This window comes from Vibrio sp. RW (assembly GCF_027587105.1).
GTDB lineage: Bacteria > Pseudomonadota > Gammaproteobacteria > Enterobacterales > Vibrionaceae > Vibrio > Vibrio toranzoniae.
In genome coordinates this window covers 25,521-46,350 of the sequence record NZ_JAPPTM010000020.1, presented here as the reverse complement: position 1 = coordinate 46,350, position 20,830 = coordinate 25,521, and the positions used below count along the sequence as shown (strand labels likewise).

17 protein-coding genes are annotated in these 20,830 nt (G+C 42.5%); 9 read left to right on the top strand and 8 right to left on the bottom strand.

Going from position 1 to position 20,830, the window contains the following annotated elements; translation table 11 throughout:
* Window positions 1-69: 69 nt before the first annotated feature.
* Both OCT63_RS16135 and OCT63_RS16130 read right to left on the bottom strand, forming a co-directional pair.
* Complete coding sequence (locus OCT63_RS16135; protein ID WP_017057212.1) at window positions 70-552, bottom strand: YajQ family cyclic di-GMP-binding protein; 483 nt, start codon at window positions 550-552, stop codon at window positions 70-72.
* Window positions 553-564: 12 nt separating this feature from the next.
* Window positions 565-1,623 carry a 3-deoxy-7-phosphoheptulonate synthase gene (locus tag OCT63_RS16130; protein ID WP_161680205.1) on the bottom strand — a complete coding sequence of 353 codons (1,059 nt, stop codon included), beginning with the start codon at window positions 1,621-1,623 and terminating at the stop codon, window positions 565-567.
* 205 nt (window positions 1,624-1,828) lie between these two features.
* On the opposite strand from OCT63_RS16130, the gene OCT63_RS16125 reads away from it, so the two are divergent.
* Together OCT63_RS16125 and OCT63_RS16120 are read left to right on the top strand one after the other, a co-directional pair.
* On the top strand, window positions 1,829-2,716 hold the full coding sequence (locus OCT63_RS16125) for a putative PEP-binding protein (protein ID WP_161675023.1): 888 nt from the start codon (window positions 1,829-1,831) through the stop codon (window positions 2,714-2,716).
* Between the two features lie 159 nt (window positions 2,717-2,875).
* On the top strand, window positions 2,876-3,361 hold the full coding sequence (locus OCT63_RS16120) for a PaaI family thioesterase (RefSeq protein WP_046224337.1): 486 nt from the start codon (window positions 2,876-2,878) through the stop codon (window positions 3,359-3,361).
* Window positions 3,362-3,467: 106 nt separating this feature from the next.
* Here OCT63_RS16120 and OCT63_RS16115 read toward each other — a convergent pair whose 3' ends face one another.
* Complete coding sequence (locus OCT63_RS16115) at window positions 3,468-4,823, bottom strand: hypothetical protein (RefSeq protein WP_046224336.1); 1,356 nt, start codon at window positions 4,821-4,823, stop codon at window positions 3,468-3,470.
* Between the two features lie 28 nt (window positions 4,824-4,851).
* On the opposite strand from OCT63_RS16115, the gene OCT63_RS16110 reads away from it, so the two are divergent.
* Entirely contained in the window at window positions 4,852-5,760 is a 909-nt protein-coding gene (locus OCT63_RS16110; protein WP_269984059.1) for a CvfB family protein, read from the top strand.
* 84 nt (window positions 5,761-5,844) lie between these two features.
* Here OCT63_RS16110 and rsmF read toward each other — a convergent pair whose 3' ends face one another.
* The 4 genes from rsmF to OCT63_RS16090 all read right to left on the bottom strand — a co-directional run bounded on the left by rsmF (window position 5,845) and on the right by OCT63_RS16090 (window position 13,217).
* Complete coding sequence (gene rsmF, locus OCT63_RS16105) at window positions 5,845-7,266, bottom strand: 16S rRNA (cytosine(1407)-C(5))-methyltransferase RsmF (RefSeq protein WP_269984058.1); 1,422 nt, start codon at window positions 7,264-7,266, stop codon at window positions 5,845-5,847.
* 148 nt (window positions 7,267-7,414) lie between these two features.
* The gene (locus OCT63_RS16100) at window positions 7,415-10,072 is read right to left on the bottom strand and encodes an MlaD family protein (protein ID WP_269984057.1); all 2,658 of its coding nucleotides are present in this window, start codon (window positions 10,070-10,072) and stop codon (window positions 7,415-7,417) included.
* Entirely contained in the window at window positions 10,059-11,354 is a 1,296-nt protein-coding gene (locus OCT63_RS16095; RefSeq protein WP_046224333.1) for a paraquat-inducible protein A, read from the bottom strand. The genes OCT63_RS16100 and OCT63_RS16095 overlap by 14 nt, the downstream gene beginning before the upstream one ends.
* Window positions 11,355-11,420: 66 nt before the next feature.
* Window positions 11,421-13,217: an ABC transporter ATP-binding protein gene (locus OCT63_RS16090; RefSeq protein ID WP_046224332.1), complete on the bottom strand. Its 1,797-nt coding sequence runs from the start codon at window positions 13,215-13,217 to the stop codon at window positions 11,421-11,423.
* Window positions 13,218-13,306: 89 nt separating this feature from the next.
* Between OCT63_RS16090 and OCT63_RS16085 the strand changes: the two genes are divergently transcribed.
* The 5 genes from OCT63_RS16085 (at window position 13,307) to pepN (ending at window position 20,313) form a co-directional block, all read left to right on the top strand.
* The gene (locus OCT63_RS16085) at window positions 13,307-13,798 is read left to right on the top strand and encodes a GAF domain-containing protein (RefSeq protein ID WP_060467637.1); all 492 of its coding nucleotides are present in this window, start codon (window positions 13,307-13,309) and stop codon (window positions 13,796-13,798) included.
* Between the two features lie 97 nt (window positions 13,799-13,895).
* Window positions 13,896-14,519 (top strand): RNA chaperone ProQ, encoded by a 624-nt coding sequence (gene proQ, locus OCT63_RS16080; RefSeq protein WP_017057223.1) that lies wholly within the window; start codon window positions 13,896-13,898, stop codon window positions 14,517-14,519.
* Window positions 14,520-14,536: 17 nt separating this feature from the next.
* Entirely contained in the window at window positions 14,537-16,531 is a 1,995-nt protein-coding gene (gene prc, locus OCT63_RS16075) for a carboxy terminal-processing peptidase (RefSeq protein WP_161687561.1), read from the top strand.
* 274 nt (window positions 16,532-16,805) lie between these two features.
* Window positions 16,806-17,489 (top strand): hypothetical protein, encoded by a 684-nt coding sequence (locus tag OCT63_RS16070; RefSeq protein WP_161680215.1) that lies wholly within the window; start codon window positions 16,806-16,808, stop codon window positions 17,487-17,489.
* 217 nt (window positions 17,490-17,706) lie between these two features.
* Window positions 17,707-20,313 (top strand): aminopeptidase N, encoded by a 2,607-nt coding sequence (pepN, locus tag OCT63_RS16065; protein ID WP_060467638.1) that lies wholly within the window; start codon window positions 17,707-17,709, stop codon window positions 20,311-20,313.
* Window positions 20,314-20,342: 29 nt separating this feature from the next.
* Here pepN and OCT63_RS16060 read toward each other — a convergent pair whose 3' ends face one another.
* Window positions 20,343-20,471: a hypothetical protein gene (locus tag OCT63_RS16060; RefSeq protein ID WP_261809200.1), complete on the bottom strand. Its 129-nt coding sequence runs from the start codon at window positions 20,469-20,471 to the stop codon at window positions 20,343-20,345.
* Between the two features lie 48 nt (window positions 20,472-20,519).
* On the opposite strand from OCT63_RS16060, the gene OCT63_RS16055 reads away from it, so the two are divergent.
* Window positions 20,520-20,738 (top strand): DUF2835 domain-containing protein, encoded by a 219-nt coding sequence (locus OCT63_RS16055; RefSeq protein WP_161687559.1) that lies wholly within the window; start codon window positions 20,520-20,522, stop codon window positions 20,736-20,738.
* The last annotated feature ends 92 nt before the right edge of the window (window positions 20,739-20,830 follow it).

Below are 20,830 nucleotides of genomic sequence, written 5' to 3'. Positions count from 1 at the left end.
TTTGCTGTTTAATCAAGAACAAACAAAGGGTGAATAGCAAACAAAATCCGCTGGATATAACCAGTGTGATTAGTCACGGAAGTTGTCAAACTGGAAAGGTTGACCAAGTTCTCCGTTACGAACTAAAGCCATAACAGCTTGTAGGTCATCACGCTTCTTACCTGTTACACGAACTTTATCACCTTGAATGGAAGCTTGAACTTTTACTTTGTTGTCTTTGATTAGCTTAACGATTTTCTTAGCAACGTCAGTTTCGATGCCCTGTTTAAAGATAACCGTTTGGTGCCAAGTTCGACCTGTTTGATCAGCGGCTTTTGCTTCCATCGCGTTAGGATCAACATTACGCTTTGTCAGGTTGCTACGAAGAATATCGCGCATCTGCTTTAGCTGAAAATCGTCTTGAGCGCTCAGTTTTACTGATTCATCTTTGTAATCAAAGCTAGCCTCTACACCACGGAAATCGAAACGAGTCGATAGTTCTCGGTTAGCATTGTCTACAGCGTTGCGTAGTTCTACTGATTCTACTTCAGAGATAATGTCAAATGATGGCATTGTGTTGTGTCCTTAAGCTAAATTTCTATCTTTAATTGCCGTTGCAAGCATGTCTAGCATTGTTGCGGTATCTTCCCAGCTTAGGCATGGGTCAGTGATAGACTTACCGTATTCTAGGTTATGGATATCTGTCATTGGCTGGTTGCCTCCAACAATGAAGCTTTCCGCCATGATGCCTGCAACTTGATTCTTGTTAGATTTTATCTGTTCACAAATATCTTGCGCAACCTCTAACTGTTTACGGTGCTGCTTTTGACAGTTTGCGTGGCTAAAGTCTACAACTAAGCGCTGAGGCAGATCGAACTCGGCAAGTTGCTTACATGCACTATCTACAGATTCAGCATCGAAGTTAGGGCCTTTATCACCACCACGTAGAATAATATGACCATATGGGTTACCAGCAGTACGATAAACTGTCATGCGGCCATTCTTGTCTGGTGAGTAGAAGTAGTGGGAAGCGTGTGCAGCACGAATCGCATCAATAGCAATCTTGATATTGCCGTTCGTTGCGTTTTTGAAACCCACAGGGCAAGAAAGTGCAGAAGCCATTTCACGGTGAATCTGAGATTCAGTCGTGCGAGCGCCGATTGCGCCCCAAGTAATAAGGTCTGCAATATATTGACCAGTGATCATATCAAGGAATTCAGTCGCAGTAGCAAGGCCAAGCTTATTGATATCAAGTAGAAGTTTGCGAGCTTTGTTTAAGCCTGTTTCAAGTGCGTATGAGCCATCAAGATTGGGATCGGTAATCAAACCTTTCCAACCGACAACAGTACGCGGCTTCTCGAAGTAGGTTCTCATTACAACGAACAATTCATCTTTGTATTGCTCTTGAATCTGACTTAGGCGCTCAGCGTAGTCAAGTGCGGCTTCTGTGTCGTGAACAGAGCAAGGGCCGACGATAACTAATAGGCGGTTATCACGACCCGTTAGGATATCTTCGATTTGGCGGCGAGAATTTTTAATACGCTCAGCAACGTCGTCAGTAATAGGGTGTGCATTGCCTAATTCGGCAGGAGTTGGCATAGGACCCAGAGCTTGGGTTCTCAACTCATCAGTTTTTAATGGCATGTGATAGTTTTTTATTCTATTGCGAAGTGGTTAAGATAACGGAATTGAACAGAGGAATAAACTCTCTAAGTCAAAGTTATCTCCGTTATTGCTAATATTCTTATTTTTATCCGTGGGCCAATGCTAAATAAGGGATTTTCACTTGTATTAACAGGCAGCTATCGGTACTTTCGTTTGAACACAACATAAAAATGCTGGAGCAGCAATGACTCAAAAAAATCAAAGCACTTTGCACCCAGAACTTGTTTTAGGCGATGTGCTGCCTTCTTATAGCGATAATCATAATTCCAATCACTTATACGTTTCACTATCTGAACTGGTCATGGAGCGTGTTTTTTATCATCCAAGCATAGGGTCTCACTTTGAAACACTTTCTGACATTGAGAAAACGTCGTTAAATGCCATTCTTGGTGATAAGAGTGTCGATGAACATTTTGTTTCAACACTCGTTATAGCGATTCAAGCAGCAGTTCAACCCCATCACAAGACGGTACGTATTGCTTTGAGCGATGCGGATAGTTACAGCTTTCGCTCTTTGTTGGGCGGGAATTGCGAAACAGAAGAAATTAACCCAGCGCTTGGTATTCGTGGTGTAGGTCGCTACGCCACACAAGAATATAGTAAGGCATTCGCACTTGAGTGTCAGGTAATCAAAACGTTGCGAGAGCAGGGCATTAACGTTGAAATCGTTGCTCCTTACGTTCGTGCATTAAGTGATGCTGCTAAGATTATCGATTTACTTGCCGAACAAGGGCTACCTCGTGGGTTGAATGGCTTGAAAGTGTTGTTTTCGTGCGATGTGCCATCAGCTGTAATTTTGAGTGAACGATTATTGCATTACTTTGATGGCACGGTAGTGAATATCGATAGTTTAGCGTCTTTCACTTTAGGTGTAGATAAGCAAAATGAAGCACAACAACATGCCTTTGATCCCCAGAACGAAGCGGTTATTACCTTATTGGACATGATTGTTAAAGCAACGCTTCATGTTAAGAAACCAGTATTGCTAGTGACTCAAGGGTTGGTAGATTATCCTCGATTACAAGGTTACATTGCCGATCTTGAAGGTGTTGATACGGTTGTTACCGCATAATTAATAAGCCCAGCGATATAAGTTGGCTTGAAGCGTTAATGCTTCAAGAATGAAAGAGATATTATCGTTAGATGATATCTCTTTTTTGTAACATTTTTTTGACATTGCTATCTTGAGTCTATTAACTGGTCAGATGACTAATAGTGCTAGGTGACTTGGATGCTAACTAATCTACAAAAAGCTAATCTCTACTTAACTATGTTTGGTATGTTTAAAGTGCCGTTAATTTGGTTATGTAGGCCGAAGTTACTCGCTCTTGATGATCAGCATGTCGAGCTTAAGATTCCTCTCAAAAGAAGAACTAAGAACCACTTAAATAGTATGTATTTTGGTGTACTAGCAGTGGGAGCTGATGTCGCGGGAGGCTTTCTTGCTATGAGTAAATCCCAACAGCAAGGAGAGAAGATTTCTCTGGCGTTTAAAGAGGTAACAGGCAACTTTTTGAAACGCCCTGAAGGTGATGTACATTTCACGTGTAATGACGGTGAGCTCATCAATACTATGTTAGCCGAAACGATTTCGACTGGAGCGCGTGTTAACCAACCCGTGACTATTATCGCTACCTGTCCATCTTTGCATGGTGATGAACCGATGGCCGAGTTTCAGTTAACACTTTCTATTAAGAAAGTGCATGCTGGAAAATAGCTTGAAAGTAGAAGGTTATCTTGGAGCAGAGAGTCGGTTGAAATAGGAGATAACATTCGAATAGGAAGAGCGGTATGTGATTTTAATACCCACATACCGTATAACACTATGACTCTTGAGTGATTTGCTCTATATCAACAATTTTTGAGCGGTTCATTACGATTTTCCAACGGTAATATGTTGGATCACTATCGTGGTTGTTCTCTTTGATGATCAGGTTAAGAAGGTGGCGCTTTTCAACGGATTCTCGGCTGACTTGCCCCTCATTCAAGCGATAAATCTTATTTGAACTCTTGTCCATCAAACGTGTCAGTGCTCTTAGGCTGATAGAAAGCGTTTCACGAGTCTCCTCGTAACCACTCATAAATGTCGATGTCGACATTTCTGTGTGCGAACGATAATGTAATACCTGCTCTTCACGCTGCACAACCCGTCTCTTACGGAGCAATTGAATGCGATCAGCTAACTTAGAAAAGTTTGCGTAATCTAACCATTCAAGCTTATGGCCGACTAATTTGTTGGTAGTTGGGTCAAAGTAGCGACGTTTCCATCTCGGCTTGCCTTTACGAAGCCAACGCCAAAGGATATCCCTTAAGTCATCTTTGAATATCTCGCGTAAAGCATAGATGAATGACATAGACACAATAAAAGAAGCGGTAATCTCCCCCAGGAAATCACGAGCCAATATGACGGTTGTGGTAACCACTACCATGACTAAACCTGTAGCTATCCCTTTAACGGCACGCTTTACGTTTTTACCCAGTGATGTGGTCTTCTCTTTGAGAACAATAGGGTGCTCAATCAAGCGGCGCAGTAAGCGCATTTTGTTACTCAGACGAGTAACGTCTTCTCGCACCTTGGCTGAGTTATAACGATTGAGTTGACGGTGAGCCGTTTCCTTATCACAGAGTATTAAGAGACGCTCTTTGATCGTGGAATATTCACTACCGCGTGGCATGTGTGAAACCAGTGATAAGAATTTTTGCTCGGTGTACCAAGAGAGGTAGTTATCAATGTTTTCGTAGTAACGTTTGAGGTTTTCTTCATAAGGAATACTTCGACGAAGCTTCTTCAAAATATCCAACGCTAACTCAATGACTTCGTCGACTTCATCAGCCGTTACATTGTCACTATCAGTTTTATTCAAACTACTGACTGCTTTATCTAAAGCGATGACATATTGATACGCAAACAAACTCAAACTTACACGATATTGTGTGGTGGACAAGCGTCTGCGTTTTGCCAAACGGCTGTGTACCAGTGGCAAGAGTGTTTTATCACTGTAGTAAGCTCGTTGCTGAGTAATTGAACTGTAAAAGAAGGCACTTTCAGACAGTACTTCTGGCGTCAGTCCGAGTTCACCGGGGATGAATAGATAAACGTCCATGTCGAGCTTCTTTGTCTTAGCCATTGCATGGTTAATTTTAAGTGTTATCGCATCTTGTTTATCGACGGTGATCAACGATGTCTCCTAGAATATAAAAATATGAATGAAACTAGCGAAAGCATATCAGAGATCACGTATAATCTCCGCCAAATTTAAAGTAGAGACAATCTTGATGATTAATATTGGTCAAATAAACAATTTAGAAGTAGTAAAACAAGCAGAGTTCGGTGTATTCCTTGATGCTAGTGACTATGGAACTGTGTTGCTTCCGAAACGGTTTACTCCTGAAGATGTGGAAATTGGTCAAAAACTAGATGTTTTCTTATACATTGACTCTGACAACCAGATTGCGGCAACCACAGAAAAGCCTATTGCTCAAGTGGGTCAGTTTGGCTTGATGACTGTCGAAGGTGTCAACAGCACTGGTGCATTCATGAGTTGGGGCGTGAAAGGTAAAGACCTACTGGTTCCTTTCAGTGAGCAACGTGGCCGCTTAAACGAAGGTCAATCAATCTTAGTATATGTGTATATCGATAAAGCATCTAGCCGTATTGTAGGTACAACGAAGTTCAATAAGTGGTTAGACAATACACCTGCTACTTATAAGCAAAACGAGCAAGTGGATCTGATTATCGCTGAACGCACCCAATTGGGTTACAAAGCGATCGTGAATGGTGAACACTGGGGCATGATTTTCCCATCGGAGATTATCGGTAAGTTGTTCATTGGTAAAACGTTGAAAGGTTACATCAAAAACGTTCGTGAAGAAGATGGGAAAATCGATCTGTCACTTCAGAAGATTGGTGTGGAGAAAATGGATGATCTAAGTATTAAGGTTCTTGATCTGCTTGAGAAGAAAGGCGGTTACTTGCCTTTGAATGATAAGTCTTCTCCTGAGGTTATTTTCTCTGCATTTAGAACCAGTAAAGGTACTTTTAAGAAGACAATTGGTGGTTTGTACAAATCTGGTAAAATCACTATCGACAAAGAAGGTATCAGCTTAGTGAAATAAGCGACCCTCTCGGTCAAAAAAAGCCCAAACAATTAATGTTGTTTGGGCTTTTTGTTTATCAATGTGTATTCAGCTCGCAAGCTTTTAGAAAAGGTTCTTATCGCGCACTAGCTCGCGGGGTAAACCGTTCTTCACTCGGTTACCAACCCACTTGCCAAGGCCGATGATTGCACCATTGTACTTCACTAATACTTCGCCTTTACCTGACCAGCCTTCCGGGCGAACATCGCGTCCCATGAACCATTCACGAGCATCTTCAATTTTTAACTCTACAACATTAGATTCGTTGCCAGTCGCGAGGGTGGTTGCTACTTGATGTTGCCAGCGGTAACCCTTTTTATGGGTTTCAGCTATCTTGATGCCCATACGAGAGAAACGGAATTCGCCAATCATCGGCTCTAATGCTTTAGGAAATAGCCAAACGTCTTTTTCACGTGTCCATACCTGAGTGTCACTTGGTAGTTCGATCTCGAGTGAACTCAGTAGTTGTTCTGCGATTTCTTGTTGGGTCTTCTTTGACGCTTTTTCGAATGGGAATTTACCCATACGCTTTTTAACTTCTGGTGGAGTAACAGACGCTAACTTACGGATACGTGCAACAAAGAAACCTTCTGAGTCATACACTTGTGGGAAGATGTGTAGGAAGCCTTCTTCTGTCGTGGTTGCTTTTGCATTGTCGAATAGTGACTCCAGAGATTCGAATTCAACCGCGTCACCAAAGGTCTCTTTTAGGTGATGACACACTTGCTGGTTCTCTTCCGTGCTTAACGTACACGTTGAGTAAACCAGAACCCCATTAGGCTTAAGGGCGTGGAATGCGCTCTCAATCAGGTCTTTTTGGGTATCCGCGATGTCGACTACAGATTGATACGTCCAGTTCTTCATCGCATCAGCGTCTTTACGAATAGTTCCTTCGCCAGAGCAGGGCGCGTCTAACAGTACGGCATCAAACTGTTCTGGTAACCAACCACCGAAAACTCGCCCATCAAAATTGCTCAATGCTGTATTACGCACACCACAACGTTCGATGTTGGCGTGAAGGACTTTCACACGGCTTGCTGCGTATTCATTAGCAACCAACACACCTCGGTTATCCATTAAGGCGGCAATTTGAGTTGTTTTAGACCCTGGTGCAGCCGCGGTGTCTAGCACGGCTTGATAATTCTCTTCACCTTGGAATAGAGCTGAAGGAGGCATCATAGAACTGGCTTCTTGGATGTAGAAAAGACCAGACATGTGCTCCGCTGTATTACCTAATGGTGTTTCACTTTCATCGGCTGTGATCCAAAAACCCGTATCGCACCAAGGCACAGGCTCCAGTTCCCAACTCTTATCTTTAGCACGTATGAGGAAGTCTTCAACACTAACTTTCAGGGTGTTGACTCGAATACTTTTACGAAGCGGTTTTTGGCATGACGCAACAAAAGAAGCCATATCTAGATGACTAGGTATGATTGCTTCGATGTGCGTTAGGAATTCTTCTGGAATATATACGTTAGCGTGCAAAAGAGCATCTCGATTTATTGCATTTAATACGGGGAGTTTAAAGCAAAATGAGGTTGCTCTAAACTATATTTACCGGAAATAATCAAAATGCAGCCTACAGGCTGCATTTTGATGCAGAATTAATCTTAGCGCTGTTCTACGGACAACGTTACGGGCGAGGAATCGCCGTTCTCCATGATTTCCAACCGTCTTCTGCATGAGGATACAAGTAGAAAGATTGATCTTCGCTTGCGATCGGCTGGAGTTCACTCGTTGGCGGAGTGGAAAATGTAATGCCGCCTCTTAATAAACTGTCTACCGTACCGGCTTTAATGTTTGCGCCTGATAATCCAATAGACACATCGACGCCCGACACGTTCCAGAACACGGTGTTTGCGCGAATTAAATAGGCATAATCAGGCTCAATTTGAATTGTAGAGATGATGCGGTCAGCAAACTCACCCAACTGGACATCGATGACACCACCTATTTCTAACTCTCGGAATAGGATAGGTGTGCCTTCAGAGACCGAGCCTCTCGTTTCGCTTTGTAGCTGGAATATCTTTCCTTCAGGCTGCACTGGGCCTTTGCTTAGATTGAATTTCGTGTTTCTTTCACCTTTTCCCGGATCTACGTTGATGTGCTTAGAGAGCAGCGCAGAGACGTTTTTGATGCCGTTAAGGCCGATCTCTGGTTCTGCCAACCAAAAGTGACTGTTCGCCACGGCAATTTTGTCTACATATTCAGGTAAGATACGCGCGGTAATTTCAATGCCGCCCTTATTGAAGTTCGGAATCACCAACGTAACCTCACCAACAGTGACACCTTGATATTTAATCGCCATGCCTTGACTGACTTCTTGATCGCCAGAAGAGGTGATAGTAATAGCACGGCCAAATTTTCTGGCGGATTTGGAATCTTTGTAAAGCTTCCATACATCACCCAGTTTGTTGTCGATGCCTGGCAGTGAGTCAAAGGCTATACCGCCCTGAAGGAGGGTTTTAACCGGTGCAGCTTTAATACTAATACCTGAAAGAGAAGCATCGACCTCAACGCCTGAGCGATTCCAGAAAACAGTGTGTTTGTTGAGTAAGTGCGTGTAACGATTTTCGATCGTGACTTTGATTCTTACACCACCATCAGCAAGCTGAAAATCAGAAATGCTACCCACTTGTAAATTGCGGTAGAGAAGCGGACTTCCTTTAGATATTGAAGGCAATTCACTCGCGAACAACGAAAGAGTTTTGGAGCCAGACTGATTAAATTTAGCAATTTCGGCTAGCGACTTGCTTTGAAAAAGCTGGTAGTCAGCTCGAGCTTCAGGTTTACCTTCGCTCACAAAACTAATTGAGCCAGTAAGTAGCTGTTTTGCTGGTGGAACCGTAACACTGAAGCCAGATTCGGTTAGCTCTGCAGTGGCACTGCCTGTGACGAAGAAACGATTGTGGCTTTTGATAAGGTGCGCGTATTCATTATCGATTAATGCATCCATGAATACTTCGTGCTTATCAGAGCTCGTACCAACACCATCGACTAATCCTACTTGGATGATAGAGCCGACGGCAATACCTTTGTAAAGTAGTTGAGCGCCCACATCTAAGCCAAATGAATTGTTTGACGTCAGGCGAATTGCCACTGATTTCTCTTGTTCTTGGCTGTATTCGGTTTTACGAATAGCGGTAAATCGACGCGCTTTTTTGCCTTCTCCAGGTACTAAGGTCAAGAAATTACCTGTCACTAAGTTGGCGATGTTTTTCATGCCAGTAAGAGATAGCTCGGCTTCTTCAAGAACGAATTTACTGCCACTGTTTAAGAAATCGCTGAATGCTGGTTGTATTGCCGCAGATGCAACAACGTTTTCACGACCTTCACTCAAGGACAAGTCGGTAATTTGACCGATTTCAATACCTCGGTACATAATAGGAGCACCCGTCGAACTGATCTTGTTATCATCAGGTACCGCGATCTTTATTGAGATACCACGTCCTGCAGTCTTTAAATCAGGATAGAGTTTGAACTTGGTGTTCATTTTGACGGGTTGGCCGTCTCCTGGAGAATCGACCGCAATAGAACCACCAAGAAGGGCACTCAAGCTTTCTAAGCGAACGTCAACACCAGAAAAACCAATACTGGCGCCTAAGCCGCTCACGTTCCAAAAGCGGCTTTGGTCTGTGATGATATGGCTATACTCATCTTTGATCGCAGCTTGAATGGTGACAGATTTGGCATTTTTATTGAGTTGGTAATTGTAGACCTCGCCAATTGGGATTTTTCGGTACACGATCTGAGAACCAACAGATACACCACCAAGATCTTCTGTCGTTAGTGAGATATTCAGTCCTTCTGATGCTAATAAATCTGAAGGGGAAGAGTCTAATGCGTAAAACACGGTTTCTGGCTCTTCTTTTGTTTCACTAGGGTGAATCGCGATATAGTTGCCTGAAACTAGCGCGTCTAAACCCGATATACCAGACAAGCTCGCTGTTGGCTTCACCAACCAGAAACGCGTGCCTTTTGATAAGAGCTGTTGTGCTTCAGGGTAAATGTCGGCATCGACGTAAATACTAGACAAATCCTTGGATAGAGTTATGTCTCGCACCATACCCACCTCTAAACCTTGGTAGCGAATAGTGGTTCGACCTGCCACTAAGCCAGCAGCATCCGAGAAGTAAATTTGCACACGTTGTCCAGCATCGTGTATTGACTTCATGACCAGCCAACCAGCCAGAACGACGGTTAAAATTGGTAGAATCCATAAAGGAGAAATACCTTTATTTTTTCTCACTTCTGGTGAATATGATGTTTGTGATTGGTTATCGTTGTTCATTCACTGACTCATCTTTAGAGGTGTAGTTATCCCAAATTAGCCTAGGATCTAAACTTTCGGCTGCTAACATCGTAAGCACGACAACGAAGCCAAAAGCGATAGCACCATAACCTGGTGTAAAGTTTAAAATTTGTCCACGGTCGATCAAGGTCATCATGATCGAAATGACGAATAAGTCCATTACGGACCATTTACCCACCCATTTTACTATGAAATAAATCGTCATACGCTGCCTGTGGTAGACCGCGCGTTTCATTTGGATACAAATTAAGATGTAAGTGAGGCCGAGTATTTTGGCAACTGGCACTACGATACTTGCAATAAATATGATCGCGGCGATGCCATACATATCACTATTAACTAAAGACGCAACTCCAGAAATAATGGTGTCTTCAAGCCTTTGACCGTTCGTTATAAGTATCGATATCGGGATAATATTGGCCGGTATAATTGCGATTGTAGCCGCGAATAACAGTGACCAAGTCTTGTATATAGAGTAGGGCTTGCGATGATATAAGGCGTGGTGACACCGTACGCACACATGTCCATCAGGTTGAGACATGTGGCAGTTGTGGCAATGAACTTTCTTACTGTCAGGGAAAGAGTAGTCCGACTCTTTAGTCCACGCTTCCCAGTAGCGTCGAACGCTGATACGACTTACCAGTAAGACACTGAACAGTTGCAATAAGAGCAAACCTGCCAAGCCTGGGCCGACAAATATGTCTGAATAATCTTGGAGCTTGAAGCATGAGACCGCCACACTCACTAAAAATACATCTAACATCATCCAATGTTTAAGGGTTTGGACAATAGTGAGTGCGTAACGAAACGGAGTGAAAAGTCTGAAGCGAAGCGATAAGTGGGTGACCAGAACAGAGCAGCAGACAAGTAAAGGAGCAATAGAACTACAGAATAGGATAAGTAAGCCAAGTAAAGGGAAACCTTCGCTCATCAACGTAAATACACCGGATGGCAGAGTCGCAGGTATCATTACTCCAATCAGACGGATACTAATGAAATCAAAAAAGTGAGAGGGGATAAATAGCAGCAAGCACGTGAGAGCAATAGCTAAATTTCCAGAGAGACTTGGTGTACCACCACGATATAACTGAGTGCCACATCTTGGACAATACGCTGATTTTCCTTGTGATATCTCCACTTTATCAACAGGAAGCTCGCAGCCTTGGCACAGTCTTACGTCACTGTTATCGCACAAGTGTTTACTTAATAGATGGCTTGTTGTTGGCCTATCTGATGATGGATTGTTGGTAGAGGAGGTCACATGACCTCCGAAGTTAGAACGTAAGTCAGGCCATTAACCTGACTTAAATGTATAGGGCCGCGTACATCAGGCGTGCGATTGCACACTGCCATAAAGTGTTTGATATAGTCCTTGTTGTTCAACCAATTCACCATGTGTTCCCGTCTGTGTGACTTGCCCATCTTCTAAAACATAGATTAGATCGGCCTGTTTCACCGCTGATAATCGATGAGCCACTATCAAAGTTGTGCGATCTTTCAAAAACTCGCTTAGCGCTTTATGCAGCGCTGACTCTGTTGCTGTATCTAGCGCCGATGTCGCCTCATCAAGAATAACAAACTTGGGGTTACTCAGTACCATGCGGGCGATTGCTAAGCGCTGTCGTTGACCGCCAGACAGTCGAACGCCATTCCTACCAATTGGAGTATCCAAACCATTATTCAGTTGCTTGATAACGTCTTGCATTTGAGCGACTTCAAGTGCACGCCACAGTGACATTTCGTCGTATTCTGCACCAAGGGTCAGATTATGCCTTAATGTATCGTTAAAGAGTATAGGTTGCTGTAAAACAACGGCAATTTGATTGCGAATTACATCAAAGCTGATGTCGTCGCTCGTTTCACCGTTATAGCGTATACAGCCAGAGTCCGCTTGATAAACCCCAATTAACAACTGGATCAACGTTGATTTTCCACCACCACTGGCACCCACCAAAGCGACTTTCTTACCAGCCGGAATATGCAGTGATAGTTTATTTAAAACAGTGTTTTCTAACGTGTAAGAGAAGGTAACGTTTTCGATGTCGACTGTCACTTCCTCATGTTCATTAAACGGGTTTACTTTACTAATCGGACGTTTTTCTTCCTCTAACATCAAAAGCTCATTGATACGATGTAATGCTGCTTTCGCGCTATACCAAGAGAATTGAATCCCTAATAACTCCTGCACAGGGCCCAGCATGAACCATAGATAGCCGAATACCGCAAAAATTTGACCGATAGTTAGGTCGCTAAATAGCACCATCAGCATCGCGACTGCGCGGAACAGTTCAAAACCTAGTAGAAAGAGTAAGAATGATAAACGACCAGCGGCTTCAGACTGCCACGCGTATTTGTCCGCATCGACTCTTACTTGGTTAGCTTGGGCCTTAAGTTCGTCTAAGAAAATACGCTCTTTATTAGCAGCGCGAAGTTGATAGATGCCGTCTAACGTTTCAACCAACCGATTCTGAAAGCGTTCGAAAGATTGATTCTCGTACTTTTTAAGGTGTTTAACCTTACTGCCTAGTTTACGAGAAAAGTAAATGACAACAGGATTGACCAGTAATATAAACAAGCCAAGACGCCAATCGAGCCACAATAGAACCATCGCAGTCCCTAATACCGTCAAAAAGCTGATCAGAAACTTAGACAGGGTAGAACCAATGAACTGATCGATAGTCTCTATATCTGTTATTAAGTGGGCGTTAATACCGCCGCTGCCTCTAGTTTCGTATTGTCTAATACTGATACGACCAAGCTTATCTATCATCTTACTGCGCATCTGATAGGTGATCGTTTTAGATACCAGTGTAAACTGACGTCCTTGTAGAATATTCAGCGTTTGGCTTGCCGTACGCATGATAATGACTAACAGTAAAGTCAGGGCGATATAGCCAGTCGGTGTCTGTAACGATGAGGGAAGTAGGTGGTTCATCATTTCTAAGCCAGAAGCGGGCTTATCAAGCAAAACTTCGTCGACCATGAGTGGCATTAGCAAAGGGATAGGAACGCTAATGAGAGTTGCAAAAATGGCAATAATGTTAGCAAACAGTAATTTGGACTTGTGTTTTTTTACTTGAGTTATTAACCAAGAACGGCTAATAGTGTCTTCTGAATTGTTCATTGTAATGAGAATAAGTCCTATTTGTTTTAATGGCCGCATTTTACTGCGTTCTCTTGATAATGGAAGTCTCAATTTAATTGGAAGTTAATATGAAAATAGAACATTACCAACGCTTAACCAAACAAGCTGTTGCATTAATTGAATCAGAAACCGATCTTATTGCTAATCTAGCCAATATCAGCTCATTATTATTCATGGAATTGGATGATCTGAACTGGGCGGGTTTCTATTTAATGAAGCAAACCCCATCTGAGGCACAAGGTGAACTTATACTAGGTCCATTCCAAGGCCAGCCAGCTTGCGTTCGAATCCCGGTAGGGCGTGGTGTATGTGGAACGGCGGTTGCGACAAATACAGTCCAACGTATTCATGATGTTCATGAGTTCGAAGGACATATTGCTTGTGATGCTGCAAGTAACTCAGAAATCGTAATTCCGTTCTCGATTGGTGGAAAAGTCGCGGGCGTTCTAGATATCGATAGCCCAAATGTTGGCCGTTTCTCTCAAATCGACGAGGATGGATTGACATTTTTTATGGAAGAAGTGGAAAAGCTGCTTAATTCGCACGCGAACAAGGTATAAATTATTCTCTTACTGTGGTTTTTCCCAAGCATCTCTTTATAATACGTAAAAATATTTTCTTAATGCTCGCGGAAAACCGCAAAAACCAGGAACCCACATGGAAAACACTGAAAAGTTAAAAAACAGCAAAGAAGTTATCGCATATATTGCTGAATGTTTCCCTAAATGCTTTACTCTAGAAGGTGAAGCTAAACCACTTAAAATTGGTATTTTTCAAGATCTTGCTGAACGTCTAAATGAAGACGAAAAAGTAAGTAAGACTCAGCTTCGTGCAGCGTTAAGACAGTACACATCATCATGGCGTTACCTGCACGGCGTAAAAGCTGGTGCGGAACGTGTTGACCTAGACGGCAACGCGTGTGGCACACTAGAAGAAGAGCATGTAGAGCACGCTAAAGCTACACTTGCAGAAAGCAAAGCGAAAGTTCAAGCTCGTCGTAAAGAACAAGCACAAAAAGCTCGTGAAGAAGGCAAAGCAAAACCTAAGGCGAAGAAAGCTCAACAGCCTCGTCGTCAAGCGCCTAAAGCACCGAAAGTCGAAAAGCCTGTTGAAACTCGCGCTTTGAACGCTGACGAATTTATCGCTGGCAAAGAAGTAAATGTGAACATGGGTAAAGGAAACATGGCTGCGACCATTGTTGAAATCAATAAGGAAGATGTGCGTGTTCAGTTAGCAAACGGCCTACAAATGGTTGTTAAAGCGGAGCACTTGCGCGCTTAAAGGAGATACTCCTACGCATGAAATGCCGTTCAAAATTGACATTGATTGCTGCTAGCTTTTGGCTAGCAGCTTCAACTCAGGCTCTCGAAGCCAAATTATCTCAGGACGATTTACCTCTACTCGTTCCTGAGGCCCAACACGAAACTGCTAGTAAACGTGTGACTTCTCGATTTACTCGTTCTCACTACAAACACTTCAATCTCAACGATGATTTCTCTCAAGCTATCTTTAATCGTTATTTAGAGATGCTGGACTATAATCGTAATATCTTCACTCAAGCTGATATTGACTCTTTTTCATCGTCGTCTAAACAAATCGATGACCAACTGAAAGCGGGCAATAACCAGATTGCTTTCGATATTTATAATTTGTCTATGCAGAAGCGTTTTGAACGTTTTCAATATGCATTGTCTTTGCTAGATACTGAGATTAAGTTTGATACCGATGAGAGCATTGAACTCAATCGTAGTGAAGCTGAATGGCCAAAAGATATCGCTGAAGTGAATGAGCTTTGGAGAAAACGCGTTAAATACGATGCGTTGAATCTAAAACTTACAGGTAAAGAGTGGCCAGAGATTCAAGAAGTTTTGGAAAAGCGTTACAACAATGCGATGAAACGTATTACACAATCGCACAATGAAGACGCTTTCCAAATCTACATGAACGCATTCGCACGTGAAGTTGATCCTCACACCAGTTACCTCTCTCCAAGAAATGCAGAACAATTCCAATCAGAGATGAATCTATCTTTGGAAGGTATTGGTGCAGTGCTTCAGATGACTGAGGACTATACCGTTATTCGCTCGTTAGTTGCTGGTGGCCCTGCGTCAAACAGCAAACAATTGAGTGATGGTGACCGCATTGTCGGTGTAGGCCAAGACGGTGAAGAAGTCGTGGATGTTATCGGCTGGCGTTTAGACGATGTAGTGCAACTGATTAAGGGTCCGAAAGGGACTAAAGTTAAGCTACAGATCTTGCCGGAAGGTAACGATGCAAAAAGTCACGTTGTCACAATTGTACGCGATAAGATTCGTTTAGAAGACCGTGCCGTTAAGTCTGAAGTTATCGAGAAAGATGGTAAGAAGATTGGTGTTCTAGAGGTACCAAGTTTCTATGTTGGCCTTTCTAAAGATACCGATAAATTAATCACTGAGCTTAAACAGCAAGGTGTTGAAGGTATTATCGTTGATCTTCGAAACAACGGTGGTGGTGCATTGACTGAAGCAACCGAACTCTCTGGTTTATTTATCAAAGAGGGGCCGATTGTTCAGGTTCGTGATAGCTACGGCCGTGTCAAAGTGAACAGCGATACTGATGGCGAAATCAGTTACCAAGGCCCATTGACGGTCTTGATAAATCGCTACAGTGCTTCAGCATCTGAAATTTTTGCAGCAGCGATGCAAGATTACGGTCGTGCAATCATCCTGGGAGAGAACTCTTTTGGTAAAGGAACGGTACAACAGCATCGCTCTTTGAATCATATCTATGATTTGTTTGATAAAGAGTTGGGCTACGTTCAATATACAATCCAGAAGTTCTACCGAATCAATGGTGGTAGTACGCAAAACAAGGGTGTAGTGCCTGATATTGCTTACCCAACACCGATTGAGTCAGATGATACGGGGGAAAGCGTTGAAGATAATGCTTTGCCTTGGGACAGTATTGATAAAGCTAATTACTCAATGTTACAACGTAATGATGATCAAATCCTCACTTTAACCGCTAAACACCAAGCTCGTGTTGCTTCTGATATGGAGTTTGGCTTTATCGCGCAAGATATTGAAAAATATAAGGCAGATAAAGATGACAACGACCTTTCTCTCAATGAAAAGGTACGTAAGCAAGAAGGTGATGATGTGGAAGCACTTCGTTTGGAGCGTATCAATCAACGTCAAAAAGTTGCTAAATTAAAAGCTTTTAAATCGTTAGACGATGTTCCTAAAGACTATGAAGCTCCAGATGCTTATCTCGACGAGTCTGTATCAATTATGCTGGATATGATCAAGAAATAGATCGGATAGTTACCGGAAGGTAATGATTCAAAAGTGCAATATTTAAAAAGCGAGCCTAGGCTCGCTTTTTTTCCTTAAATTTTACGTAATCTTTAAATTGTATCCCTCGCTACTTTGCCAAACCGCCCTCTAATAATCTCGACTAATGTAGATACATTCATGCTAATGATGTGTCACTTATGTTACTTCGTATTTAAAATTTAGTGATCTAGCTCGTGTTTTTTCGCTTTCTATGCATTACGGACCTAAGATTAAAAGAAACGAGGGGGCTATTATGAAATGGATTCTATTATTTTTATCTTGTCTAAGCTTTGTTGCTTTTGGTAGCGAAGTTACTTCAGGCGAACAACGATCAAAAAGTGATAGCAATTTATCCTATTTTGACCTTCCTTTATTGCTTGGTGATTGGTATTTGATGAATCCAGATCCCGAGCAAGGCACTGAAAACTTTAGAGCAATCAAGTTGACTCTTGACTCCAACTACTCATTCTCTATTGATATTCAAAAGAAAGATTACAGTGTCGACCATTGGGAAGGTTTGTATAATGCTAATGAAGACACCATTATTTTGGGTTTGAATACTTCTGAACCCCAGGTTTACGCGTACAGCAGTAATCACAATATGCTGAATCTTAACGGTGTTATGTTCACCAAAGCCTTACCCAACGCCCTGGCTGGAATATGGTCAAGCGCCGAACTGTCTGGAAGCGATTTGCGTGCAAGCAACATTCAAAAAATGGATTTAGTGCTTCAACCCGATTTTATCTTCATGTTCCGAGTGTCCGATGAAGAAGGGGGGGAAGTCATTCGTCGTGGTGTGTATTACACCGAGGGCGACCAATTAGTACTACTTTACGAGAACGGTGAACACGGCACTCGTTACACACTGAACAGTGATGTGTTAACACTTCAAGGCGAAGAGGGAGACATGTTTGCGGTGCTTAATCGTATTCGATAAGTACGAGTTTTAGCCCTAAAATTGAACTAGTTGATAATATGATTTGTTGCTTGGTTATTAGGCGTTCCTATCTGATTTGATTGATAAAATAGCAAAACATGGAGGCATTTTCTTACAATGCCTCCTTTTTTCAATATTCCCCTTGTTTTATTGGCGCTCAACCTTTAGAAATATACAGTTAAAAATAATTACGTATAACGATCAAAAGGAACCCGTCATGGCACATACACCTCAAGCCAAGTATCGTAAAGATTATCAATCACCATCTCACACTATTTCTGACATCGATCTTACTTTCGATTTGTACGATTCGGCATCCATCATTACCGCTGTTTCTAGTGTTAAGCAGGAGAAAGAAAGCTCGACATTAGTACTTGATGGTGAAGGCTTGAAGTTAGTGTCTGTTTTGGTTGAAGGCAAAGAGTGGACGCAGTACGAGCTGTCTGAAACTCAACTTACGCTGAATGACCTTCCAAAAGAATTCACATTAACGATCGTGACTGAAGTTGATCCTGAGGGGAACAGTGCACTTGAAGGCCTGTACAAATCGGGTGGTGCGTTTTGTACTCAATGTGAAGCTGAAGGCTTCCGTCGCATTACTTACTACATGGATCGCCCGGATGTATTAGCGAAGTTTACAACAACGGTAATCGCAGACAAATCCGAAAATCCATTTCTACTCAGTAATGGTAATCGTGTAGACGAAGGCGAAGCTGAAAATGGCCGTCACTGGGTGAAATGGCAAGACCCACATCCAAAGCCGGCATACCTGTTTGCTTTAGTTGCGGGTGATTTTGACGTACTTCGTGATGCGTACACTACGCAATCAGGTCGTAAAGTTGACCTAGAAATCTTTGTCGACAAAGGCAACCTAGACCGTGCGAACCATGCGATGGTGTCTTTGATTAACTCAATGAAGTGGGATGAAGAACGCTTCAATCTGGAGTATGACTTAGACATTTACATGATCGTAGCTGTTGATTTCTTTAATATGGGCGCGATGGAAAACAAAGGTTTGAACGTATTTAACTCTAAATTTGTTCTAGCCAACGACCAAACCGCAACGGATACAGATTATCTGGGTATTGAAGCGGTAATTGGTCATGAATACTTCCACAACTGGACGGGTAACCGAGTGACTTGTCGTGATTGGTTCCAATTGAGCTTGAAAGAAGGTTTAACCGTATTCCGCGATCAAGAATTCTCATCAGATCTTGGTTCTCGTGCAGTCAACCGTATCAACAATGTGCGTATCATCCGTGGTCCACAATTCGCTGAAGATGCGAGCCCAATGTCTCACCCAATTCGCCCAGAAAAAGTGATAGAAATGAATAACTTCTACACATTGACCGTGTACGAAAAGGGCTGTGAAGTGATCCGAATGATCCACACATTGTTGGGTGAAGACGGTTTCCAAAAAGGCATGAAGCTGTACTTCGAACGTCACGACGGCACTGCGGCAACGTGTGAAGATTTCGTAGCAGCAATGGAAGACGCATCAGGCGTTGATCTGTCTCAGTTCCGTTTATGGTACAGCCAGTCTGGCACGCCAACGTTGTCTGTTGAAAGCCACTACGACGCAGCGAAAAAACAATACAGGTTGACGGCTCGCCAAGTAACGGCTCCAACTCATGAGCAAACTGAAAAGCAGGCTTTGCATATCCCTTTAGATATCGAGTTGTACACAGCGTCTGGTGATGTGATTGAGTTACAATGTAACGGAAAGCCAGTTCATAACGTATTAGATGTAAAAGAGGCGGAGCAGACTTTTGTATTTGAAAACGTTTCTGAGCAACCAATCCCATCATTGCTTCGTGAATTTTCTGCACCAGTGAAATTGGAGTACGACTATTCAGATGAAGAGCTTATCTTTTTGATGGTGAATGCGCGCAATGAGTTTTCTCGTTGGGATGCTGGCCAAATGCTATTGGCTAAGTACATTCGCAGTAATATTAAGAAGGTTCAGCAGGGTCAAGAGTTCGAACTTTCATCTTCTGTTGTTGATGCATTCCGTGGCGTGTTACTGAGTGACTCGCTAGAACCTGCGTTTATTGCGGAGATGCTTTCTTTACCAAGCCACAATGAAGTGTCTGGTTGGTATGAGCGTGTAGATATCGATGCTATCGCGTTGGTACTAAATAGTATGAAAGTGACGCTAGCGACAGAGCTTGAAGATGAATTGTCGGCGGTTTATCACAGTCATGCATTAAGCGACTACATGATTGATCATGATTCGATTGGTAAGCGTACTCTGCGTAAAGTTTGCCTAAGTTACTTGGCTCATACTGCGCAGGGTAATGATTTGGTTGTTGCAATGTATCAGCAAGCAAACAACATGACAGATACTATGGCAGCAATGGGCGCGGCAAACAGTGCACAACTACCTTGTCGTGAAACCTTGATGGCGGATTACAGTGACAAGTGGAAACACGATGGTCTTGTTATGGATAAGTGGTTTGCTCTTCAAGGTACTAACCCAAGTTCAAATGCGCTTGAAGTGATCAAACAATCTATGTCACATCAAGCATTTAGTTTGAAGAACCCGAACCGAACTCGTAACTTGGTTGGTTCATTTTTAAACATGAACCCGGTACAGTTCCATGACAAGTCTGGTCAAGGGTATGCGTTTGCTGGTGAGATCTTACGTGAGTTAAATAGTAGTAACCCGCAAGTGGCTTCACGTCTGATTGATCCACTTCTTAAATTCCGTAAGTACGATGATGAACGCCAAGCTCTTATCAAACAGGAACTTGAGACATTGAAGAACATGGATAATTTAGCAAAAGACCTATTTGAGAAAGTGACGAAAGCACTAGAGGCTTAAGTTAAGTGTTCTCAAGGTTAACGGTTAATTTATAAGCTGTTTACTGATAAAGAAAAGTCATCAGTGGTAGAGAATATCTGCCACTGATTTTGTGTTTCTGGTTCATCGAATTTTCGATAAACTAGAGCAGTTTCAAGCTCAGTTCCACTGTCAGACATCGTTAAGTGCCAAAGAATACTGGCACTGTATATTTATACAGGTATCGTATGAATCACTATATTTTCCAACTTAACATCTCATATCAACAGTTTTTGGCCAGTTATTCAGGTGTGGCTAGTAAAGTTCAAGTGATAACAACAACCGGTTTACGCTTACAATTACCAGCAACTCGATTCAGACCACTTCTTACACAAACAGGAGTCAGAGGACAGTTTAGGCTTACAACTGACCAAAAAAATAAGTTTATAAAGTTGGAAGCTCTGTAAAGCTCGACATGCCCAGTGACTTAAAAGGAATCTTAATCACATAATCAAACATTTCACCTCTTACCACCTCCAAAACAATTAACTATTTTTCA